This window comes from Pseudomonas fluorescens (assembly GCF_902497745.1).
GTDB lineage: Bacteria > Pseudomonadota > Gammaproteobacteria > Pseudomonadales > Pseudomonadaceae > Aquipseudomonas > Aquipseudomonas fluorescens_BM.
Map to the genome: position 1 here is coordinate 1 of NZ_CABVHJ010000019.1, position 21,009 is coordinate 21,009.

The following is a 21,009-nucleotide window of genomic DNA, read 5'->3' on the forward strand; positions in this document are numbered from 1 at the left end:
CCACCACTGTACTGCGCATCCGTGATACCGCTTAGAAGCCAACTCGGTATCTTCTCGAAATAGTCCATGGCGGTATTTTGAACGGCGATTTAACGCTAGGCACAAGACCGAACATGACTCCTACTTCGCCAATCATTCGCTCGATTAAAGCATTTTGATTCGGCTTGCCTAAGCCGTCCCACCAGATCGGAGACGCGAACACATTCTCAAAATGGTCGAAGAAATAGGCGACAAGTTTAGTGGATAGGTCAACATCATCGATCTGCTCCAGGCTTTTGATCAACGCCATGCAGCATCTGTCATCTTCGACCATCCACGAAAAAACTATCTGCCCCTTCTCTCCCCCAAAGAAGGAAGTAACACTCATAAGCTCAGGCACTAGATCAACATCGGCCATATCCTGTAGCTGCCTTCCCCAAAAGTCCACGCTTGGCGCATAGGTGGCGCTGCACATCACCGGTGGTGCCTGGTCCAATTCGATTATGTATGAGCGGACTGAAGCATAATCTCCAGTGGTTAAGCATCGATCAAAGCGCGCCTTATGAATCTGAATATCACGTAAAGCTGCGTTAATTCCTGCGCCATGAAGGCGCGCAAACGTCTGAATTTCAACCTGGCGCTCTGGTGTACGCCCGCGGTCGAGATCCTTATAAAGTTCAGCCTGCTCCGCTGCAGCTCGCTTTGTATAAATCTCTCGGGCATAGGCGCGATACGCCAGCAGGAAGCACTGTTCCTGACTTCCGACAAAAACACTCTTCTCAACCGGCGCGAAGAGACTGTCGTCGTGCGTCGAGCAAAATCCGCTGAATGTAGAGGCGCGACGGACGCCCACCTTCTCGGGCTTTAAAGCGCCGTTGTGTTTGATAAGCCCCTCTAAAGACGGCATGAAAGACAGAACGTGCCCATCATCCGCAATTTGGTTCAGGCTTCCAGAACGAGGAACGGTATGTGCGGCAATGATTGAACCGGAGCACTGATCATGGAAAAGATCGGGAGCGGAGCACAGCTTCTTTGAGAAATGCTTCCGATGAGTAGCGCTAAGATCCCATGGCTTATGAGGCTCCGCCGACTCCCGAGCAAGGTGGCACTTTTTGTATTTTTTGCCTGAATCGCACCAACATTTTTCGTTTCTTCCGAGCTTTACCATTTTCCTTCCTAGCGAAATCGCGGAATTGAACGCATAAAAAAACCCCACCGCTCTATCGCGCGTGAGGTTTGCTAATCCGCAGCCTGCTTATTGCACCCATCCTGCACCCATGAACGGAAGAGGGAACTGCTAAACAAGGCTACGGCCCTTGATTTTATGGTGTCCCAGGGCAGGTTCGAACTGCCAACCTTCCCCTTAGGAGGGGGATGCTCTATCCAATTGAGCTACTGAGACACAGGATTGTCACGAGCAGACGCTGCGTGACGGACGGCCTGCATGTTAACGGCCAAGTCCTGATTTGTCATGTCATCCGTAGCCATATTAAGTGTAGGCATGCACACCGCAATACTGCGGGAAGTTTTACCGTGCATTTTGCACGCTCTTAAAACGCCACCAATGCAGATTGCAAGCCCTGCAAGTCCAAAAAAGCTCTCAAATCCTTGTTTTTAAAGGACTAAACAGCGGTTAGACTGTTGGCACGACGGCTGCTTTGTCTGTTCTATAGAAGAACAATCGGAGCGCCGCTCATGAATATCACCCTCTTACTTGCAAACACCGCCGCATTGGCGATTTTGGCCAGCTTTCACTTTATGTCTGAAAGCACCACCCAGAAATCGCTAGCCCAACGTATGCCGCATTACCTGCAAGTGCAGAGGCAACCCCAATTGGCAGTTCTTACCGATAAAGACAGCCTTGCTCCAAGAGCTGTCACCACCCGAGAGCAAGCCCAGCCCCTCCAAATGATCGACCGCCTGGTTTTTTGAAATATCTTCAGGAGTACAGCATGTCAAAGTCAGCCGCAGGATTTCTGATTCTTGCCGTTATGAGTGGCGTTATGCATTTTTCGCTGTTCGAAGACACCGTTATCACCCTGCCACTGCTTGCTTGCAGCGTGTTTTCGGTATTGTTTGTCCTGGCACTGATCGCCGGTCGCAAAATCAAGTTCGACCCGGTACTGCGTTAAACCGGATCACATCCAGCAATTGATTCACCGCGTCCGCCAAGTCGCCCGAATTGTCGATTACATGTACCGACTCATCGCTTGATCTTCTGTCCTTGAACAGGGCGTTGCGGCCAAGTCGGGCCTCTATCTGTTCAAGTGTCTCCCGACCTCGTCGAAGAAGACGCTCTCGCAAAACCTCGTCATTTACCGTCAATAGAACAGGGACCAGCGTCGGGTAGCGATCCAACGCTTGGCGAAGGTTTGCGCGGGAGCCGTTGACCAGCACATGTCGCCCCGCTGCCAACAAATGATTCATCTCAATCGGTATTCCATACGCAAGACCGTTAGCATGCCAAGCCAGCGAAAAATCGCCAGCGAGCTGACGATTCTCGAATTCCTCGGGCGTCACACCTACCGCATCCTCGCCCATCGACTCGGCTGATCGAGTAATAACCCGCCGCATGATCTCGCAGTTCATTGCCTGCAGTGGTTCACGTGCAGCGTCAATCAAACTGTCCTTGCCCGAACCGGACGGCCCCATCAAATAAATAAGCTTGCCATCCATCCTGAAAACGCCCTCCGGCAGGTGTCTGCCACTAGTAAATCGGCAATTTGCCACTATCCTGTACAGATAAGGAACAAGGATGCAGAACCCACATAGCATGCACGTTCTGATGCTTGCGGACATCAATTGATGTACCGCAGGAAGCGGCAAAGGATGTGGACAGAGGCGAAGATTTCCAACCAGTCCGCATTTCTGATAATTGGTGCTGGCATTACGCCTTTACCCAGCTCAATATTTGTCACAGAATTGACGCCAATGATCTGGCAATTTTGAGGCATGATGCGGGCCTCTTAACAATTCAGGTTGAACCATTTGGCGCGGATGCTTGTCCTACCACACATCCTGCGGCCAATCCCGAGAACCGCTCCCCTGAACTAACCGGTTAAATATATGCGCCCATTGAAACAGGCAATTTATTCCAGCCGTACGGCTGACAAGTTCGTCGTACGTCTGCCAGACGGAATGCGTGAACGCATTGCCGAGGTGGCTCGCAATCATCATCGCAGCATGAACTCCGAGATCATTGCGCGCCTTGAGCAGAGTCTTATTCAGGAAGGTGCACTGGGCGAAGAGCTGAGCATGCGCCTGGACAGCCCGGAACTTTCGCTGCATGAGCGTGAGCTCTTGCAACGTTTCCGTCAGCTTTCTCACCGCCAGCAGAACGCTCTGGTTTCCTTGATTGCCCATGACGCCGAAATGGCAGCAGACGCGTCCTGAGCCACACCGAACACCTCAAGCCAGCTTAACCGCTGGCTTTTTTTTGCGCGAATTTTGAGTTTTCGCAGACAAGAAAAAGCCCGCCAAAAGGCGGGCTGTTTCGATGCAGCAGATCAGAGCAGGAAGATTGTCGCCAGCCCGAGGAAGATGAAGAAACCGCCACTATCGGTCATCGCGGTAATCATCACACTCGCACCCATGGCCGGGTCGCGCCCCATTTTCGCCAGGGTCATCGGGATCAATACTCCCATCAACGCCGCCAACAGCAAGTTGAGCGTCATAGCCGCTGTCATTACCACACCCAACGACCAACTGCCGTAGAGAAGATAAGCAACTACACCAATCACACCGCCCCAGACCAGGCCATTGATCAGGCCTACCGCCAGCTCTTTGCGCATCAGGCGCGAAGTATTGCCGGTGCTTACCTGGTCGAGCGCCATGGCGCGAACGATCATGGTGATCGTCTGGTTACCGGAGTTGCCACCAATACCGGCCACGATCGGCATCAGCGCTGCCAGCGCTACCAGCTTCTCGATCGACCCCTCGAACAGACCGATCACTCGCGACGCGACAAACGCAGTGATCAAGTTGATCGCCAGCCATGCCCAACGGTTGCGTAAAGACTTCCAGACCGAGGCGAAGATGTCCTCCTCTTCACGCAGACCGGCCATGTTGAGAACTTCGTTCTCACTTTCTTCACGAATCAGGTCAACCATTTCGTCAATGGTCAGACGACCAATCAGCTTGCCGTTCTTGTCGACCACCGGAGCCGAGATCAAGTCGTAACGTTCGAACGCCTGAGCAGCGTCGTAGGCATCTTCGTCCGGATGGAAACTCACCGGATCGCTGGCCATCACCTCGGCAACTTGCTTGTCCGGATCATTGACCAGCAGGCGCTTGATCGGCAGCACACCTTTGAGCACCCCGTCGTAGTCGACGACGAACAGCTTGTCGGTATGACCCGGCAGCTCTTTGAGGCGACGCAGATAACGCAGAACAACTTCGAGGCTGACATCCTCACGGATGGTCACCATCTCGAAGTCCATCAATGCGCCGACCTGCTCCTCGTCGTAAGACAGGGCCGAACGGACGCGTTCACGTTGCTGGTTATCCAGGCTCTCCATCAACTCATGAACGACGTCTCGCGGCAGCTCGGAAGCCAAGTCAGCAAGTTCGTCGGCGTCCATGTCCTTGGCAGCAGCGAGGAGTTCGTGATCATCCATGTCGGCGATCAGCGTTTCACGAACGGAGTCGGATACCTCAAGAAGAATGTCGCCGTCGCGATCAGCCTTGACCAGTTGCCAGAGTGTCAGACGGTCGTCCAGCGGCAAGGCTTCAAGAATGTAGGCGACGTCGGCTGAGTGCAGATCATCGAGTTTGCGCTGCAACTCGACGAGATTTTGCCGGTGAACCAGATTTTCGACGCGGTCGTGATGCGCGCCTTCCTGGCGATGAGTCAGGTCTTCGACGACCCGCTGACGCTGCAGCAGCTCGACGACCTGAGCCAGGCGATCCTGCAGGCTTTCTTGTGTTTTCTTTACTTCGATTTCAGACATAGGCGAACTCCACTCCCAGCAGCGGGGCACGCCGGAAGGATCAATCAGTCAATTCATGATTGGTGAAACGGGGTACTGAGTAACTACTGGGTAAGTCCATGGAGGTTTTCCATAAGCCCCGGCGGGGCTGACGGGCGCAATGATACACCGCCTGACGGTTTAAAACGTTAAAAAATCACGGTCGAAACAAGCGCTTGCGAAACAAACCTGAGCACTGTCCTGATCCCTGCACATGCGACGACTCATCCTGAAAAGAAAACACACCAACACTCGAAAATGTAGCGTCTACCCTTGAGCGTAGATCGTCATGGAGGACGCCGAATGCCATTGAAACCATCCCACCTCGTACTCACTAGCCTGCTCTGCCTGCCGCCTACCGGAGCCGCCCTCACCCTCCATCGCTGCGAAGCCGCCGATGGCAGCATCACGTTCACCTCGATGAGCTGTGCACAAGGTGAGCAACGCTCAGCACAGGAAGTCCACCCCTACTCACCCGGATCAGTTGTAGCAGTGATGCCGGAACACAACCATGAAGAAATATCCGGCATGACAACCAAAGGCCGCGAACCAGGCATCGTTGGCCACACCGAAGACAAATGTGGAAATCTGATCGACGCCAGGCAACGGCGCGCAGCAATCATCAATCGGCGCGTCATTGCCGGCATGAACCAACAAGACGTCGAAAGCGCGCTAGGCAAACCGGACAAGGTGAATACTCGAACATCGACGACCAGCTATCGATACGACCTCAAGCGAGGCCGTAGTGCTCAAATAGATTTTGATGAGAGGGGATGCGTGAAGGCAAAAGCCAAATCCCGGACAGCAAAAAGCCCGCGATAAACGCGGGCTTTTCGGTATATGGTGCACTCGACAGGATTCGAACCTGTGACCGCTCGGTTCGTAGCCGAGTACTCTATCCAGCTGAGCTACGAGTGCATTTTGTGTTTTTAGCCCAGACCACAACTGGATGAAGCCAAGTTATCTGCATTGCTGCAACTAACTCTTAAATGGTGCACTCGACAGGATTCGAACCTGTGACCGCTCGGTTCGTAGCCGAGTACTCTATCCAGCTGAGCTACGAGTGCATTTGTGTTTTTAGACCAGATCACATCTGGTTGAAGCCGAGTTATTTACATCGCTGTAACTAACTCTTAAATGGTGCACTCGACAGGATTCGAACCTGTGACCGCTCGGTTCGTAGCCGAGTACTCTATCCAGCTGAGCTACGAGTGCATTTGTTGCGCCGCATTATAGCCCGTCTAATCTCTATTCCAACCACTTTTTCTATTAATTTCAACAACTTACAGAAAAAGCCAGATTACGACGTACTAAGCAAATAATGGCGGAGAACGGGGGATTCGAACCCCCGACACCCTTTTGAGGTGTACTCCCTTAGCAGGGGAGCGCCTTCGGCCACTCGGCCAGCTCTCCGCAACACGGGGCGTATCTTAACCAACCTTTTCCCCGTTTGCAAACATAAAAATCGATAAAAATTAATGGCTTGGTTCTTCGTCCTTCTCTTTCTTTATACGCAGGTAAATTTCCTCACGGTGCACAGCAACCTCTTTCGGGGCGTTGACGCCGATACGCACTTGGTTTCCTTTGACGCCGAGCACGGTCACGGTGATTTCGCCATCACCGATAATCAGGCTTTCTGCGCACCGACGAGTCAGAATCAGCATACCTTTCTCCTCACGCAATTCAGTTCAGGGACAACAGTCTGCAAAAAAAAGGCACCCGACCTACAACCGGAGCGATCGTAGCCCTACATGCCTGAGTATTGACCAGCGCGAGCAAAAGAACAGTTCAGGGCTCGCGCCATTCAAAAAATAAAGGGCGCGGTCAGACCGCGCCCTTCAAGAAACGGAATTACTCGCCTTGACGGGCCGGAGCATCCAGTTCGAAAGCCGTGTGCAGGGCGCGCACAGCCAGTTCCAGGTACTTCTCTTCGATAACCACGGAAACCTTGATTTCCGAAGTCGAGATCATCTGGATGTTGATGCTTTCCTTTGCCAGGGATTCGAACATGCGACTGGCCACGCCTGCGTGGGAACGCATGCCGACGCCGACGATCGAGACCTTGGCAATCTTGGTGTCGCCTACAACTTCACGGGCACCGATCTCGCGAGCGGTGTTTTCCAGCACGGTCTGTGCGGCCTGGTAGTCGTTGCGGTGCACAGTGAAGGTGAAGTCGGTGGTGTTATCGTGCGCGACGTTCTGCACGATCATGTCGACTTCGATGTTCGCGGCACTGATCGGGCCGAGAATCTTGAACGCCACGCCCGGGGTGTCTGGCACGCCACGGATGGTCAGCTTGGCTTCATCGCGGTTGAAAGCGATGCCGGAAATGATCGGCTGTTCCATGGTTTCCTCTTCATCAATAGTAATGAGGGTGCCCGGACCCTCCTTGAAGCTGTGCAGTACGCGCAGCGGAACGTTGTACTTGCCGGCGAATTCCACCGCACGGATCTGCAACACCTTGGAACCGAGGCTGGCCATTTCCAGCATCTCTTCGAAGGTGATCTTGTCCAGACGCTGAGCGACCGGCACAACGCGCGGATCGGTGGTGTAAACACCATCAACGTCGGTGTAGATCTGGCACTCGTCAGCCTTCAACGCAGCAGCCAGTGCCACGCCGGTGGTGTCGGAACCGCCACGACCGAGAGTGGTAATGTTGCCGTGCTCGTCGACGCCCTGGAAACCGGCGACAACTACCACGCGACCTGCTTTCAGATCACCACGAATCTTCTGGTCATCAATCTGCAAGATACGCGCTTTATTGTGCGCACTGTCGGTCAGGATCCGCACCTGATTACCGGTGTACGACACCGCCGGCACACCGCGCTTGATCAGCGCCATGGCCAACAGGGCAATCGTCACCTGCTCACCGGTGGAAACGATCACATCCAGTTCACGCGGAACCGGTTGGCCGTCGCCACTGATTTGCTTGGCCAGATCGATCAGACGGTTGGTTTCGCCGCTCATTGCAGACAGCACAACCACCAGGTCATCGCCGGCATCGCGGAATTTCTTAACCTTGTCGGCGACCTGCTCGATTCTCTCGACAGTACCGACCGAGGTGCCTCCAAATTTCTGTACGATCAAAGCCATTTCAAAGCCGCCTCTGCCCATGAAGGGCGCCCAATAATCACTCGAACAGCCGCCGGGCCCGCCACTAGACTGCGGGCCCGACGGACCGTCTTATAAACCCTGCTCGACGAATGGAACGGTCAGCGCCAATGCGCCATCCAGTGCGCCGGCATCAACACCGCCGCCCTGCGCCATGTCCGGACGACCACCGCCCTTCCCGCCCACTGCCGCAGCAGCCTGTTTCATCAAATCACCGGCTTTGAGTTGGCCAGTCAGGTCTTTGGTTACGCCTGCAACCAGAACGACCTTTTCCTCATGGACACTGCCGAGCAGGATCACTGCGCGGCCGAGTTTGTTCTTCAACTGATCAACCAGCGCCAGCAGCGCCTTGGCGTCCTGACCATCCAGACGTGCGGCCAGAACCTTCACGCCTTTGACGTCCAGAGCCGAGGACGACAGATCGTCGCCCGCAGCGCTGGCAGCCTTGGCTTGCAACTGCTCGAGCTGCTTCTCCAGTTGGCGGTTGCGCTCCAGCACAGCCGACAGCTTGTCGATCAGGTTGTCGCGGCTGCCCTTGACCAGGCTGGCCGCTTCCTTGAGTTGTTCTTCTGCCGCGTTCAAGTAGGCCAGTGCCGCAGCACCGGTCACTGCCTCGATACGACGCACGCCCGATGCCACACCGCCTTCGCTGATGATTTTCAGCAGGCCGATGTCGCCGGTACGGTTGGCGTGAATACCGCCGCACAGCTCGACGGAGAAATCGCCGCCCATGCTCAGCACGCGCACGTTGTCGCCGTACTTCTCGCCGAACAGCGCCATCGCGCCTTTGTTCTTGGCGGTCTCGATGTCGGTTTCTTCGGTTTCAACAGCGGAGTTCTTGCGGATCTCAGCGTTGACGATGTCCTCCAGCGCTTTGATCTGCTCAGGCTTGATCGCTTCAAAGTGGCTGAAGTCGAAACGCAGACGCTGGCTATCGACCAACGAACCTTTCTGCTGAACGTGCTCGCCCAGAACCTGACGCAGTGCAGCGTGCAGCAAGTGGGTGGCCGAGTGGTTCAGCGAAGTCGCGTGACGCACTTCGGCATCGACGTGGGTTTCCACTGGCGCGCCAATGGTCAGGCTGCCCGAATCCAGCACGCCGTGGTGCAGGAATGCGCCGCCAGTCTTGGTGGTGTCACGTACGTCGAAACGCGCGTTGCCCGCCTGAAGGAAGCCGCAGTCGCCGATCTGGCCGCCGGACTCAGCGTAAAACGGCGTCTGATTCAGAACGATCACCGCCTCTTCGCCTTCATTCAAGACGTCGACCGACTGGCCATCTTTATAGATAGCGACAATTTTTGCCGAACCGCTGGTGTCTTTGTAACCGGTGAACTCGGTGGCCACGTCAACCTTGACCAAGGTGTTGTAGTCCAGACCGAACGAGCTGGCCGAACGTGCGCGAACACGTTGGGCTTCCATCTCACGCTCGAAACCGGCTTCGTCGACAGTCAGGCTGCGCTCACGCGCGATGTCGGCGGTCAGGTCCATCGGGAAACCGTAGGTGTCGTAGAGTTTGAACACTACATCGCCCGGCACCACGGTGCCTTTGAGCTCCAGCAGATCCTGCTCGAGAATCTTCAGGCCGTGCTCCAGGGTCTTGGAGAACTGCTCCTCTTCAGCCTTGAGCACGCGCTCGATGTTGCTCTGCTGCTTCTTCAGTTCCGGGAAGGCTTCGCCCATCTCGGCAACCAGTGCAGCGACGATCTTGTAGAAGAAGCTGCCGGTGGCGCCCAGCTTGTTGCCGTGACGGCAGGCGCGACGGATGATCCGACGCAGCACATAGCCGCGACCTTCGTTGGACGGCAGCACGCCGTCGGCGATCAGGAAGCCGCACGAACGGATGTGGTCGGACACTACTTTCAGCGAGGACTGATCGCCGTTTTCGCAACCGATCGCTTCGGCCGAGGCCTTCAGCAGGTTCTTGAACAGGTCGATGTCGTAGTTGGAATTGACGTGCTGCATCACCGCACTGATCCGCTCCAGGCCCATGCCGGTGTCGACCGACGGTGCTGGCAACGGATGCAACACGCCGTCGGCGGTGCGGTTGAACTGCATGAACACGTTGTTCCAGATCTCGATGTAACGGTCGCCGTCTTCTTCCGGCGAGCCCGGTGGGCCGCCCCAGATATGGTCGCCGTGATCGTAGAAAATCTCGGTGCATGGACCGCACGGGCCTGTATCGCCCATGGTCCAGAAGTTGTCGGAGGCGTATGGCGCGCCTTTGTTGTCGCCGATGCGGATCATGCGCTCGACCGGCACACCGATTTCTTTGGTCCAGATGTCATACGCTTCGTCGTCGGAGGCGTAGACGGTGACCCAGAGTTTTTCCTTCGGCAGTTGCAGAACGCCGGTCAGGAAGGTCCACGCGTAGGTAATCGCGTCCTTCTTGAAATAGTCACCGAAGCTGAAGTTACCGAGCATTTCGAAGAACGTGTGGTGACGAGCGGTATAACCGACGTTTTCCAGGTCGCTGTTCTTGCCACCGGCACGCACGCACTTCTGGCTGCTGGTCGCACGGGTGTACGCACGTTTTTCCTGGCCCAGGAAGCAGTCCTTGAACTGGTTCATCCCCGCGTTAGTGAACAGCAGGGTTGGGTCGTTGCCCGGAATCAAAGAGCTGGAGGCTACACGGGTGTGGCCTTGCTCTTCGAAGAAGCGAAGGAAGGCTTCACGGATTTCTGCGCTTTTCATTAGGTTCTTCCACGGAGGCTGCGGCCAAAGGCCTGTTCGAAACGTCAACAGACGAAGCGACGGCAAAGGGCCGCATTATATCGGCCCTGCGCGCGGGGTACAGCGTGTTTATACGATAGAAACGGTCAATTGGACGGCTAACGCTGTCACTTGCGCGAAAACTCGACGAATGTCGCGATCACTTGCTCGATTTGCGAGCGATTGACGTCCATGTGCGTGACCATGCGCAGACGCGCAGCGGCGCTCAACTTGATCCCGCGTTCGCCGGCAAACGCCTTGATCGCTTCGGCTTTGTCGCCCATTTGCACATAAACCATGTTGGTTTGCACCGGTTCAACGATGAAACCTGCTTCACGCAGACCATCGGCCAAAAACCGAGCATTAGCGTGGTCATCCGCCAGACGCTCGACGTTGTGATCCAGCGCGTACAGCCCCGCTGCTGCCAGCAGTCCGGCCTGACGCATGCCGCCGCCGACCATTTTGCGCAAACGACGAGCCTTGCCGATCAACTCGACCGAACCGCACAACACCGAACCCACCGGCGCGCCGAGGCCTTTGGACAGGCACACCGACACCGAATCAAAGTACTGAGTGATTTCCCGTGCATCGACGCCTAGCTTGACCGCGGCGTTGTAGAGGCGCGCGCCGTCGAGGTGCAGTTGCAAGCCTTTATCCTGAGTGAAGCGGCGGGCGCGGGCCAGATACTCCAGCGGCAGCACTTTGCCCTGCATGGTGTTTTCCAGCGCCAGCAAACGGGTGCGGGCGAAATGGAAGTCGTCTGGTTTGATCGCTGCGGCGACCTGATCCAGATCCAGCGAACCGTCCGCCTGTACTTCCAACGGCTGCGGCTGGATCGAGCCCAGCACCGCTGCGCCGCCACCTTCGTACTTGTAGGTGTGCGCCTGCTGGCCAACGACGTATTCGTCGCCGCGCTCGCAGTGCGCCATCAAACCCAGCAGGTTGCTCATGGTGCCGGTCGGCACAAACAAAGCGGCGGCAAAACCCAATCGTTGGGCCAGTTCGGCCTCCAGGCGATTAACCGTTGGATCTTCGCCGTAAACGTCATCACCGGTGTCCGCCGCAGTCATCGCGTCGAGCATGGCCGGAGTCGGTTGGGTGACGGTGTCGCTGCGAAGATCGATAACACTCATGAACCTGGCCTCTAATCAGCAGGGGAAATCCCTTTACGAAGTGGGATTACTGCGGTCATGACGCGGATTAATCAACCCTTGCGCAAGGAAATTTCGTTTTGAGCCTACGAAAAATTCGATGGCAATCATCAGAAAGGCGCAATGCACAGACACACAATCTGTGTTAAAAACGCTGCGCCGCCCGAAAAAGGGCGGCAAAAACGTTCTCAGGGCGGGGTGCAATTCCCCACCGGCGGTAATTGCGCGCAATGCGTATAGCCCGCGAGCGCTTGGCGACGAACACGGCAAAGGCTGTGATCGGCGGCAAGGTCAGCAGACCCGGTGTGATTCCGGGGCCGACGGTCATAGTCCGGATGAAGAGAGAACGGGATTAACGCCAAAGGGCCGTCCGCGTGCATTCCTGCGTGCGTTCGTACCCTTGAATCCCTTTCGATTCATAACGCCCTGTTTTTCACACAAACAGGAGTCAGAACATGCAACCCACCGCTATCGACAGCAAAAGCAAACACCCTCATGGCGAGCGCGTCGCGTTCATCCAGGCCTGCTGGCACAAGGAAATCGTCGACCAGAGCCGTAAAGGCTTCGTTGCCGAAATGATTGCCCTGGGTTATCAGGAATCGGACATCGATATCTTCGAAGTCGGCGGCGCCTTTGAAATGCCCCTACACGCCAAGTTGCTGGCCAAGACCGGTCGTTATGCCGGCATCGTCGCCGCAGCCCTGGTCGTGGACGGCGGCATCTACCGTCACGAGTTCGTTGCCCAGTCGGTGGTCAGCGGCCTGATGCAAGTGCAACTGGAAACCGAAGTGCCGGTGTTCTCGGTGTCGCTGACGCCGCATCACTTCCATGCCGGTGAAGAACATCAGAAGTTCTTCTTTGAGCACTTTGTGCACAAGGGTCAGGAAGCGGCGCGGACTTGCGCGGATACGCTGCAGAAGGTTCGGGCGCTGCGTCGTACAGAGCCGCGTGCGCTAGCCGTGTAACACGAGGAGTGAGATCTCTGGTCTCACTCATTCCCCTGTGGGAGCGAGCTTGCTCGCGAAAGCGGACTGACAGCCAACTCAAAGGTTGAATGCCAGATTGCATTCGCGAGCAAGCTCGCTCCCACAGGGTTATATGTCAGACCGGAAATCGCTATCAGGCGAGGTTTTCGTCGGTGGTCGGGACGATCAGGATGCCCGCGCGCAAGCCGTTCTTGACCTTGGGATTAGGGAAGATGATCCGTGCGCCCTGCTCTTCGATGATCCAGCGAGTATTGGCCAGATCTTCGGCCAGCACGTAACCCACGTCCAACTCTGAAAAGTTTTCGATGTCCTGCGGCAGGTTCAAGCGGAACGCATCACTGTGCTTGATGATTTCCCGGGCGACACTGAACAGCTGCAAACCGTCCAGCTGCGCTTCAGCCATTTCCGGCTCGGTGCCTTCAATGATCTGCTTCAAACGGGTTTCCAGCAGCGAGACGTTAACCCCGTCGTTCTGCCCGAATGGCCGCGCCTTGCCCAGTTCCAGCGTGAAAGCCTCGGCACCGAGCTTGTCGTAGGTGTACGAGCTGAACACGATCGACGGTTTGTTCTGCAACAGCACCGCTTCCATGCCCGCAGCGCGCAGACGTGCCAGCTCAAGACGCGAATGCTGGCGACCTTCCTTCCACGGATACAAGGCAAACTGCTCGATCTTCGAACCGCGAATAGCGGTGTGCAGGTCGTAATGCAGACGCTGGCGATCCGGCTTGCTGAAAAAACTTGCCGCCAAACGCTCCAGCTCACAGGCACGCAGTGCTTCGCTGCCACTGCTTTGTTCATGACGGCCGTTGAACAGCCGATTGACGTCCTGCTCGACGAAGCGCTCGCCTTTGCGAATCGCTTCCGGATTGCCAAACAGGAACAGAATGCGTGCGCGCGGCTTCAGATCGCCGCGTGCGATGTCGTGCAGCAGCCGATCAAGCAATTCGATCGGTGCTGTTTCGTTGCCGTGGATACCTGCCGACAGCAGCAAGTCCAGGCCGTTGTCGCGCGCTTCCGGTGGCCGGACTTCCAGCGCACCTTCGCTCAACCAGCGCATACGCACGCCTTCGACAGTCAGTTGAGTTTTCTCCGCCGGTTCGCGGCCGGCGAGGGTCAGTTCAAGCAGTTTGCCGAGGGCGAGCATAGAGCGGCTTCCTTAGTGGTCGTGGTTGCAATCCGGGCCGTGCACGTGGTCTTCGTCGTCGCCGACGTCAGCCGGTTCCATCTCCAGTTGCAGACTTACCAGATTAGTCGCCAATGGGCGCAGCAGCAGGTTGGCGTACTCGGCATCACCTTCTTCAACGTCCACGCCGATCAGCAGTTGGCCACGGCCGTCCTGCTGGATCCACAGCTCTTTGCCTTGCCACATGACCGCAACGCGGGTGCAGGAAGTCTCCAGTTGCGTGCCGTCGGTGTCTTCAAGGATCAGCTGCAGGGAATCGCTCATGTTTTTACTCTCTTGGGAGACAAGCCGCGCGCCGCGTTCAGGCGACGCGCCGGCCATCAATTGATCTGGAATGGATAAACCGCGCCCAGTTTAAGGATTTGCGTCAGTTCATCCAGTGCCGTCCGGCATTCAAGCAGCAATTGCGGATCCGCCAGATCGGTTTCGCTCAAGCGGTCGCGGTAGTGCTTTTCAACCCATGCGGTCAACGAACCGTACAACGGTGGCGTCATGATAACCCCTGGGTTGACCGCCGCCAGTTCGGTTTCGTTAAGCGCGACGCGAAGACGCAGACACGCCGGGCCACCGCCGTTCTGCATGCTTTGCTTGAGGTCGAAGACTTTGACTTCGCGGATCAGACCGCCGGAGCTGGTCAGACTTTGCAGATATGCCCAGACACGCTCGTTGGCCTGGCACTCCTGCGGCACGATCAGCAACATCGAGCCATCGGGGCGCGACAGCAACTGGCTGTTGAACAGGTACGAACGCACCGCGTCATCCACGGTGACCGCCGAACGCGGCACACACACGGACTGGAAGTTGCCGCCAACCTTGGCGAGTTTGCTTTGCAGCTCGGCCAGCATCACCTCGGTGTCGAGGAAGGCATCCTCGTGATAGAACAGCACTTCACCGTTACCCACGGCGATCACGTCGTTGTGGAACACGCCCTGATCGATCACGTTCGGGTTCTGTTGGGCGTAGACCACGCCCTCATCACGCAGCCCGTGCAAACGGGCAACCGCTTGCGACGCTTCGAGGGTCTGACGGGCCGGGTACTTCTGCGGCGCCGGGAAACGGTTGTCGAACGCGCTGCGACCAAACACGAAGAACTCGACGCCCGCCTCACCATATTCACGGCAGAAACGTGTGTGGTTAGCCGCGCCTTCATCACCGAACTGCGCTACCGCCGGCAATGCCGCGTGATGAGCGAAGTGCTGCTGATTGGCGAACATCGCGCCGAGCACGCGGCTGGTGGTCGGGTGCTCGATGCTGCGGTGGTATTTGCAGTTGAGGTTGGCGGCGGTGAAATGCACGCGACCGTCAGCGGTGTCGGCGCTCGGGCTGACCGTGGCGGCGTTCGCTACCCACATGCTCGACGCCGAGCAGCTGGCGACCAGCAGCGGCATGGCTTCTTTGGCGGCGCGCTCGATCACCTGTGCGTCAGTGCCGCTGAAACCCAGACGGCGCAAAGCGGCCACGTCCGGACGTTCCTGCGGTGCCAGCACGCCTTGCTGAAAGCCCATTTCCATCAGCGCTTTCATCTTCGCCAGGCCTTGCAGCGCCGCTTCCTTCGGGTTCGAGGATTGCTGGCTGTTGCTCTGCGAGGCAACGTTGCCGTAGGACAGACCACCGTAGTTATGGGTCGGCCCCACTAGACCGTCAAAATTGACTTCATAGGATTTCATCAGCGAGGCTCCACGAGAATCTGTTGTTATAGGCTTCAGTAACTATTCTTTGCGACCGCGGCGCGACCTTCGCGAGCAAGCTCGCTCCCACATTGGAATGCGTTTTCCTGTGGGAGCGAGCTTGCTCGCGAATGGGCATCACGCCATCTTTACGCCAGGCGTCAGGGCCGATGGCAACACCAGGCTTGGAGTCTCCAGCGACGCCACCGGGTACGCGCAGTAATCCGCTGCGTAATAGGCGCTGGCGCGATGGTTACCCGAGGCACCCACACCGCCGAACGGCGCGCTGCTCGCAGCACCGGTCAGCTGTTTATTCCAATTGACGATCCCGGCGCGGCTTTCCAGCCAGAACTGCTGATAACGCGCTTCGGAATCGGACAACAAACCAGCGGCCAGACCATAAGCGGTGTCATTGGCTTCAGCGATTGCCGCTTCGAAATCGACGTAGCGAATCACTTGCAGCAACGGGCCGAACAGTTCTTCGTCCGGACGTTCTGCAACCGCCGTCACATCCACAATGCCCGGCGTCAACAACGCGGCTTGCGCCTGCGGCTGAGTCATCGCCAGCAGCGACACGGCGCCATTGGCCAGCAGATGTGTTTGAGCGTCCATCAGCGCTTTCGCCGCGCCGAGGGAAATCACTGAACCCATGAACGGCGCCGGTTGTTGATCGAATGCGCCGACCTCGATGGTCGAGCTGACTTCCACCAGACGCTTGAGCAGGCTGTCGCCCCACGCGCCTTGCGGCACCAGCAGACGGCGTGCACAGGTGCAACGCTGACCGGCAGAAATGAACGCCGACTGAATGATCGTGTAAACCGCTGCATCCAGATCCGCGACCTGATCAACCACCAATGGATTGTTGCCGCCCATTTCCAGCGCGAGGATCTTGTCCGGGCGCCCGGCGAATTGCTGGTGCAGATGATTGCCGGTGCGGCTCGAACCGGTGAAGAACAGACCGTCGATGCCCGGGTTCGCCGCCAACGCGATGCCGGTTTCGCGAGCGCCTTGCAGCAGGTTCAGAACTCCTGCCGGCAGACCGGCTTCGATCCAGCACTTGACCGTCAGCTCGGCGACTTTCGGGGTCAGTTCGCTTGGTTTGAACAGCACGCTGTTACCGGCCAGCAGCGCTGGAACAATGTGGCCGTTCGGCAAGTGCCCAGGGAAATTGTAAGGGCCGAATACCGCAACCACGCCGTGTGGCTTGTGGCGCAACACGGCGGTGGCGTCGCCCAGCGGGCCGCTCTTCTCGCCGGTACGTTCACGGTAGCTCTGCACCGAGATCGCGATCTTGTTGACCATGCTGGTGACTTCGGTCGCAGCTTCCCACAGCGGTTTACCGGTTTCCTCACCGATAGTGCGGGCCAGTTCGTCAGCGTGGTTTTTCAGCGCGGCGGCGAATGCCTCAAGCACAGTGATGCGCTCTTCCAGCGTACGACGCGCCCAGCCCGGGAACGCCTGACGCGCAGCTTGCACAGCCGACTCGACTTGAGCGGTGGTTGCGCCCTCCCCCGACCACAGCACTTGCTGGGTCACCGGGTTCAGCGATTGAAAAGCTTCGCCCTGACCGGCCAGCCACTCACCTGCAATGTATAGCGAATTCATTATTTCGACTCCCGTGCAGCGGACAACGCCACGGCGCGCACTTGATCGCCAGCGTTGAGTTGAAGACGTTTGGCGGTCTGCGGATCGACCACCAGGGTGCCGGCAGCGAGACGCGCGGGCGCAGCGGTGATGCGGCAGTCTTCGCGCTTGCGGTTATGGATGATGAATGGCGTCGCGTCGTCGCCCGGCGTGCCGACGGCCAGAACCAGCGCTTCGCTGTCACGCACTGCGCGGATCTTGCCGGTTTCGCATTCGATGGCCGGGCCGGCGTCGAAGATGTCGACGTAGCCCTGATAGCTGAAACCTTCGCCCTTGAGCATGGCCAAGGCCGGCTCGGTGTCCGGGTGAACCTGGCCGATTACGCTACGCGCGCCTTCGGACAGGAAGCAGGTGTACAGCGGGAATTTCGGCATCAGTTCAGCGATGAACGCCTTGTTGCCGACACCGGTGAGGTAATCGGCCTGGCTGAATTCCATTTTGAAGAAGTGCCGACCCAGACTTTCCCAGAACGGCGAACGGCCGGCGTCATCGGAGACACCGCGCATCTCGGCGATGATCTTGTTGCCGAACAATTCAGGGAATTCAGCGATGAACAGCATCCGCGCCTTGGACAGCATGCGGCCGTTGAGACCGCTGCGGTAATCGGCGTGCAGGAACAGCGAGCACAGCTCGGAGTTACCGGTCAGGTCGTTAGCCAGGAACAGCGTCGGAATCTCGCGATAGATGTTCAGCTCTTGCGAAGCGCTAACCGTCAGGCCGACACGGAAGTTGTACCAGGGCTCACGCATACCAACCGCGCCAGCGATGGCAGAAATCCCCACCACGCGACCGTCGTCGTCTTCGAGCACGAACAGGTAGTCCGCATCGCCACGGCCGGCTTCACCGCGAAAGGTCTTCTCGGCCCAACCAACCCGGTGGGCCAGACGTTCTTCGTTGGCCGGCAATGTGGTCAGGCCGGTGCCGGTGCTGCGTGCCAGGTCGATCAGCGCGGCTAAATCGCTGCTGCGTACGGGACGAACAATCATGCTATCTCCTCAAACGGGCCGCTTTCGCCACCCGTGAAACTCGCTAAGGCGTTAAACCGCCACCAGGCGCACGCTGGCACCTTCACCGACGCCCAGGGCTTCGGCCGCTTCCAGATCCAGAGTCACCGGTTTACCCGGCGCGTAATCCAGCTCCAGCAATACAGCGCGGTAATCCTGCAACTGCGCGTTGGCCACCAGATACTGGCGCCCGGCACCTTTGACCGGCTCGCCGATTTTCACCGGCACCACACGGCTCTGGGCGATCGAACGAATCCCCGAAACGCGCGCATGCAGGGTCGGGCCACCGTCGAAAATGTCGATGTAATGATCGGTCTCGAAGCCTTCGCGCATCAGGATGTCGAAGGTAATCTGCGCACGCGGATGCACCTGCCCCATCGCCTCTTGGGCGGAGTCCGGCAGCAGCGGCACGTAGATCGGATAATGCGGCATCAGCTCGGCGAGGAACGTGCGGCTTTTCAGCCCGCACAGACGCTCGGCTTCGGCGTAGTTGAGATCGAAGAAGTTGCGACCGATCGCGTCCCAGAATGGCGAGTCGCCGTTCTCGTCGCTGTAACCGACGATCTCGGTGACCACCGAATCAGCGAAACGCTCCGGGTGGCTGGCAACGAACAGCAGTCGGCCACGGGAGTTGAGTTCCGACCACGGCGAACCCACCAGCTCGCGCTGCACGTAGAAACTGGTCAGCAAGCTGTTGCCGGTCAGGTCGTGGCACTGCGAAAGTACGTGGATCTTGTTGTGGATCTTCAGCTCGCGGGAAGCGTGGACGAAGGTCTCATTGCGGAAGCTGTAGAACGGTTCCGAGTAACCGGCCGAAGCGACAATTGCCGAGCAGCCGACCAGCTTGCCGGTAGCGGAATCTTCGAGGACGAAGAAGTAGCTCTCTTCACCGTTGAAGCTCACTTCGGCGGCGAACGAAGCTTCGCTCGCGGCGATCTTGTCGCTCAGACGTTCCACGTCATCCGGCAAGGAAGTGACACCAATCGGGCTGTCCGCAGCCAGACGCTGTACCTCGCCCAGATCAGCCATTTGCGCGGGGCGCATCACCAGCATGGTGTCACTCCTTTTCTCTTATAAATTCACAGAAAAAAACACCGGGCACTGTGGGAGCGAGCCTGCTCGCGAAAGCGGTGTATCAGTCAGCATAGATGGCGACTGAAACTCCCTCTTCGCGAGCAAGCTCGCTCCCACAATGAATTTCACCGGCATCAAAAATTGGGTTCGACGCCTGAAAGACTCCAGGCGCCGAAGGGTCTATCAGGCTTGCGTCAGTGCTGCAGCCGCGCGCTCGAAACGATCCAGACCGGCATCGATATCAGCGTCTTCCACCACCAGGCTCGGGGCGAAACGGATCACGTCCGGGCCGGCTTGCAGAATCATCAGGCCTTCTTTTTCAGCGGCGTTGAAGATGTCTTTGGCCTTGCCTTTCCAGGCATCGCTCAGCACGCAACCGATCAGCAGACCGAGACCACGCACCTGAGTGAACAGGCCGTATTTCTCGCCGATCTGCTCAAGGCGCGCCTTGAACTTGTCGTGCTTGGCATTCACGCCGTTCAGCACTTCAGGGGTGTTGATCACGTCGATCACCGCTTCAGCGACCGCGCACGCCAGCGGGTTGCCGCCGTAAGTGGTGCCGTGAGTACCGACGACCAGATGTTTGGCCAGCGCTTCGGTAGTCAGCATCGCCGCGATCGGGAAACCGCCGCCCAGGCTCTTGGCGCTGGTCAGGATGTCCGGAGTCACGCCGTAATGCTGGTAGGCGAACAGCTTGCCGCTGCGGCCCATGCCGGTCTGCACTTCGTCGAACACCAGCAGCGCGTTGTTCGCGTCGCAGAGTTCGCGGGCACCTTGCAGGTAAGCCAGTTCAGCCGGCAGCACGCCGCCCTCACCCTGGATCGGTTCGAGCACGACTGCGCAGGTCTTGTCGGAAACCGCGGCTTTCAGCGCGGCCAGATCGTTGTAAGGAACGTGAGTGATGCCGGTGATTTTCGGGCCGAAACCGTCGGAGTACTTCGACTGGCCACCGACGTTGACGGTGAACAGGGTACGGCCGTGGAAGCTGTTCAGCGCCGCAATGATTTCGTATTTCTCAGTGCCGAAACGGTCGAACGCCACACGACGGGCCAGCTTGAACGCGGCCTCGTTGGCTTCAGCGCCCGAGTTGCAGAAGAACACGCGCTCGGCGAACGTGGCGTCGATCAGCTTGTGCGCCAGGCGCAGGGCTGGTTCGTTGGTGAACACGTTGGACACGTGCCACAGCTTGTTCGCTTGCTCGGTCAATGCACCGACCAGCGCCGGGTGCGCATGGCCCAATACGTTAACGGCAATCCCGCCGGCGAAGTCGATCAGCTCGCGGCCGGCCTGATCCCAGACACGGGAACCGGCGCCACGCACCGGAATGAAAGCGGCAGGCGCGTAGTTGGGAACCATTACCTGGTCGAAATCGGCGCGTTGTACCGCAGCGTGCTCAACGGACATCGGAGTCTCCTGATGAGGGCCACCCGCCTGAAACTGGCGAGCGATGGGGGGATTGTAAGGACAGTTTTCTGCCCGGCCTTGTCGCCAAGCGACAACTTCTTATAGCGCAAACCCCGGATTTTCCCGGGTT

Annotated in this window: 19 protein-coding genes, 5 tRNA genes and 1 riboswitch; of the genes, 5 read left to right on the forward strand and 19 right to left on the reverse strand. The window is 57.7% G+C overall.

The genetic code is table 11. The annotated features are described in order from the left end of the window. Positions 1–31: 31 nt before the first annotated feature. Together F8N44_RS24235 and F8N44_RS24240 are read right to left on the reverse strand one after the other, a co-directional pair. Positions 32–1,147 carry a YecA family protein gene (locus tag F8N44_RS24235; RefSeq protein ID WP_150652065.1) on the reverse strand — a complete coding sequence of 372 codons (1,116 nt, stop codon included), beginning with the start codon at positions 1,145–1,147 and terminating at the stop codon, positions 32–34. 157 nt (positions 1,148–1,304) lie between these two features. Continuing rightward, a tRNA-Arg gene (locus F8N44_RS24240) sits at positions 1,305–1,381 on the reverse strand. A 293-nt stretch (positions 1,382–1,674) separates the two neighbouring features. On the opposite strand from F8N44_RS24240, the gene F8N44_RS24245 reads away from it, so the two are divergent. Next, positions 1,675–1,911 (forward strand): hypothetical protein, encoded by a 237-nt coding sequence (locus F8N44_RS24245; RefSeq protein ID WP_150652066.1) that lies wholly within the window; start codon positions 1,675–1,677, stop codon positions 1,909–1,911. Positions 1,912–1,931: 20 nt separating this feature from the next. After that, a complete protein-coding gene (locus F8N44_RS24250; RefSeq protein WP_150652067.1) occupies positions 1,932–2,111 on the forward strand; it encodes a PA3371 family protein in 180 nt (59 codons plus the stop codon). Here the strand turns inward: F8N44_RS24250 and phnN are convergent. Next, the gene (phnN, locus tag F8N44_RS24255; RefSeq protein WP_150652068.1) at positions 2,086–2,655 is read right to left on the reverse strand and encodes a phosphonate metabolism protein/1,5-bisphosphokinase (PRPP-forming) PhnN; all 570 of its coding nucleotides are present in this window, start codon (positions 2,653–2,655) and stop codon (positions 2,086–2,088) included. The genes F8N44_RS24250 and phnN overlap by 26 nt on opposite strands. 390 nt (positions 2,656–3,045) lie before the next feature. Here phnN and F8N44_RS24260 point away from each other — a divergent pair, with 390 nt between their 5' ends. Next, positions 3,046–3,372: an Arc family DNA-binding protein gene (locus F8N44_RS24260; RefSeq protein WP_003178899.1), complete on the forward strand. Its 327-nt coding sequence runs from the start codon at positions 3,046–3,048 to the stop codon at positions 3,370–3,372. A gap of 113 nt (positions 3,373–3,485) precedes the next feature. On the opposite strand, the gene mgtE is transcribed toward F8N44_RS24260, so the two are convergent. After that, the gene (gene mgtE, locus F8N44_RS24265) at positions 3,486–4,928 is read right to left on the reverse strand and encodes a magnesium transporter (protein WP_007919330.1); all 1,443 of its coding nucleotides are present in this window, start codon (positions 4,926–4,928) and stop codon (positions 3,486–3,488) included. 321 nt (positions 4,929–5,249) lie between these two features. Between mgtE and F8N44_RS24270 the strand changes: the two genes are divergently transcribed. Further along, on the forward strand, positions 5,250–5,768 hold the full coding sequence (locus F8N44_RS24270; RefSeq protein ID WP_150652069.1) for a cell envelope protein SmpA: 519 nt from the start codon (positions 5,250–5,252) through the stop codon (positions 5,766–5,768). Between the two features lie 19 nt (positions 5,769–5,787). Here F8N44_RS24270 and F8N44_RS24275 read toward each other — a convergent pair. From F8N44_RS24275 to ltaE, 8 genes are all read right to left on the reverse strand, one after another. Further along, positions 5,788–5,864: transfer RNA gene (locus F8N44_RS24275), tRNA-Arg, on the reverse strand. Between the two features lie 72 nt (positions 5,865–5,936). Continuing rightward, positions 5,937–6,013: transfer RNA gene (locus tag F8N44_RS24280), tRNA-Arg, on the reverse strand. A 71-nt stretch (positions 6,014–6,084) separates the two neighbouring features. Beyond that, positions 6,085–6,161, reverse strand: a tRNA-Arg gene (locus F8N44_RS24285). Between the two features lie 107 nt (positions 6,162–6,268). After that, positions 6,269–6,359, reverse strand: a tRNA-Ser gene (locus tag F8N44_RS24290). A gap of 62 nt (positions 6,360–6,421) precedes the next feature. Beyond that, complete coding sequence (gene csrA / locus F8N44_RS24295) at positions 6,422–6,610, reverse strand: carbon storage regulator CsrA (RefSeq protein ID WP_002554426.1); 189 nt, start codon at positions 6,608–6,610, stop codon at positions 6,422–6,424. Between the two features lie 187 nt (positions 6,611–6,797). Next, positions 6,798–8,039: an aspartate kinase gene (locus F8N44_RS24300; protein ID WP_008086083.1), complete on the reverse strand. Its 1,242-nt coding sequence runs from the start codon at positions 8,037–8,039 to the stop codon at positions 6,798–6,800. Positions 8,040–8,129: 90 nt separating this feature from the next. Then, on the reverse strand, positions 8,130–10,748 hold the full coding sequence (gene alaS, locus F8N44_RS24305; RefSeq protein ID WP_134176805.1) for an alanine--tRNA ligase: 2,619 nt from the start codon (positions 10,746–10,748) through the stop codon (positions 8,130–8,132). Positions 10,749–10,894: 146 nt separating this feature from the next. After that, positions 10,895–11,899, reverse strand: a complete 1,005-nt coding sequence (gene ltaE / locus F8N44_RS24310; RefSeq protein WP_150652070.1) for a low-specificity L-threonine aldolase — start codon at positions 11,897–11,899, stop codon at positions 10,895–10,897. A gap of 198 nt (positions 11,900–12,097) precedes the next feature. Beyond that, positions 12,098–12,269, forward strand: a riboswitch (FMN riboswitch). Between the two features lie 103 nt (positions 12,270–12,372). Between ltaE and F8N44_RS24315 the strand changes: the two genes are divergently transcribed. Continuing rightward, positions 12,373–12,882, forward strand: coding sequence for a 6,7-dimethyl-8-ribityllumazine synthase (locus F8N44_RS24315; protein ID WP_150652071.1), 510 nt, complete (start codon positions 12,373–12,375; stop codon positions 12,880–12,882). Between the two features lie 154 nt (positions 12,883–13,036). Here the strand turns inward: F8N44_RS24315 and astE are convergent, their stop codons facing one another. The 7 genes from astE to F8N44_RS24350 form a co-directional block, all read right to left on the reverse strand. Continuing rightward, on the reverse strand, positions 13,037–14,047 hold the full coding sequence (gene astE, locus F8N44_RS24320; RefSeq protein WP_150652072.1) for a succinylglutamate desuccinylase: 1,011 nt from the start codon (positions 14,045–14,047) through the stop codon (positions 13,037–13,039). 12 nt (positions 14,048–14,059) lie between these two features. Continuing rightward, entirely contained in the window at positions 14,060–14,350 is a 291-nt protein-coding gene (locus tag F8N44_RS24325) for a hypothetical protein (protein WP_007919345.1), read from the reverse strand. A 56-nt stretch (positions 14,351–14,406) separates the two neighbouring features. Next, positions 14,407–15,753, reverse strand: coding sequence for an N-succinylarginine dihydrolase (gene astB / locus F8N44_RS24330; protein WP_150652073.1), 1,347 nt, complete (start codon positions 15,751–15,753; stop codon positions 14,407–14,409). A gap of 138 nt (positions 15,754–15,891) precedes the next feature. After that, positions 15,892–17,361, reverse strand: a complete 1,470-nt coding sequence (astD, locus tag F8N44_RS24335) for a succinylglutamate-semialdehyde dehydrogenase (RefSeq protein ID WP_191630946.1) — start codon at positions 17,359–17,361, stop codon at positions 15,892–15,894. After that, positions 17,358–18,383, reverse strand: coding sequence for an arginine N-succinyltransferase (astA, locus tag F8N44_RS24340; RefSeq protein ID WP_008077921.1), 1,026 nt, complete (start codon positions 18,381–18,383; stop codon positions 17,358–17,360). The genes astD and astA overlap by 4 nt, the downstream gene beginning before the upstream one ends. A gap of 51 nt (positions 18,384–18,434) precedes the next feature. Beyond that, positions 18,435–19,454 (reverse strand): arginine/ornithine succinyltransferase subunit alpha, encoded by a 1,020-nt coding sequence (gene aruF / locus F8N44_RS24345; RefSeq protein ID WP_016983955.1) that lies wholly within the window; start codon positions 19,452–19,454, stop codon positions 18,435–18,437. A gap of 204 nt (positions 19,455–19,658) precedes the next feature. Then, positions 19,659–20,879: an aspartate aminotransferase family protein gene (locus F8N44_RS24350; RefSeq protein ID WP_008077923.1), complete on the reverse strand. Its 1,221-nt coding sequence runs from the start codon at positions 20,877–20,879 to the stop codon at positions 19,659–19,661. Positions 20,880–21,009: the final 130 nt, after the last annotated feature.

What these genes read in the sequence shown, in the direction of transcription:
- F8N44_RS24235 (WP_150652065.1), bottom strand. Translation starts at nt 1,147, where the DNA reads ATGGTAAAGCTCGGAAGAAACGAAAAATGTTGGTGCGATTCAGGCAAA.
- F8N44_RS24245 (WP_150652066.1), top strand. Translation starts at nt 1,675, where the DNA reads ATGAATATCACCCTCTTACTTGCAAACACCGCCGCATTGGCGATTTTG.
- F8N44_RS24250 (WP_150652067.1), top strand. Translation starts at nt 1,932, where the DNA reads ATGTCAAAGTCAGCCGCAGGATTTCTGATTCTTGCCGTTATGAGTGGC.
- phnN (WP_150652068.1), bottom strand. Translation starts at nt 2,655, where the DNA reads ATGGATGGCAAGCTTATTTATTTGATGGGGCCGTCCGGTTCGGGCAAG.
- F8N44_RS24260 (WP_003178899.1), top strand. Translation starts at nt 3,046, where the DNA reads ATGCGCCCATTGAAACAGGCAATTTATTCCAGCCGTACGGCTGACAAG.
- mgtE (WP_007919330.1), bottom strand. Translation starts at nt 4,928, where the DNA reads ATGTCTGAAATCGAAGTAAAGAAAACACAAGAAAGCCTGCAGGATCGC.
- F8N44_RS24270 (WP_150652069.1), top strand. Translation starts at nt 5,250, where the DNA reads ATGCCATTGAAACCATCCCACCTCGTACTCACTAGCCTGCTCTGCCTG.
- csrA (WP_002554426.1), bottom strand. Translation starts at nt 6,610, where the DNA reads ATGCTGATTCTGACTCGTCGGTGCGCAGAAAGCCTGATTATCGGTGAT.
- F8N44_RS24300 (WP_008086083.1), bottom strand. Translation starts at nt 8,039, where the DNA reads ATGGCTTTGATCGTACAGAAATTTGGAGGCACCTCGGTCGGTACTGTC.
- alaS (WP_134176805.1), bottom strand. Translation starts at nt 10,748, where the DNA reads ATGAAAAGCGCAGAAATCCGTGAAGCCTTCCTTCGCTTCTTCGAAGAG.
- ltaE (WP_150652070.1), bottom strand. Translation starts at nt 11,899, where the DNA reads ATGAGTGTTATCGATCTTCGCAGCGACACCGTCACCCAACCGACTCCG.
- F8N44_RS24315 (WP_150652071.1), top strand. Translation starts at nt 12,373, where the DNA reads ATGCAACCCACCGCTATCGACAGCAAAAGCAAACACCCTCATGGCGAG.
- astE (WP_150652072.1), bottom strand. Translation starts at nt 14,047, where the DNA reads ATGCTCGCCCTCGGCAAACTGCTTGAACTGACCCTCGCCGGCCGCGAA.
- F8N44_RS24325 (WP_007919345.1), bottom strand. Translation starts at nt 14,350, where the DNA reads ATGAGCGATTCCCTGCAGCTGATCCTTGAAGACACCGACGGCACGCAA.
- astB (WP_150652073.1), bottom strand. Translation starts at nt 15,753, where the DNA reads ATGAAATCCTATGAAGTCAATTTTGACGGTCTAGTGGGGCCGACCCAT.
- astA (WP_008077921.1), bottom strand. Translation starts at nt 18,383, where the DNA reads ATGATTGTTCGTCCCGTACGCAGCAGCGATTTAGCCGCGCTGATCGAC.
- aruF (WP_016983955.1), bottom strand. Translation starts at nt 19,454, where the DNA reads ATGCTGGTGATGCGCCCCGCGCAAATGGCTGATCTGGGCGAGGTACAG.
- F8N44_RS24350 (WP_008077923.1), bottom strand. Translation starts at nt 20,879, where the DNA reads ATGTCCGTTGAGCACGCTGCGGTACAACGCGCCGATTTCGACCAGGTA.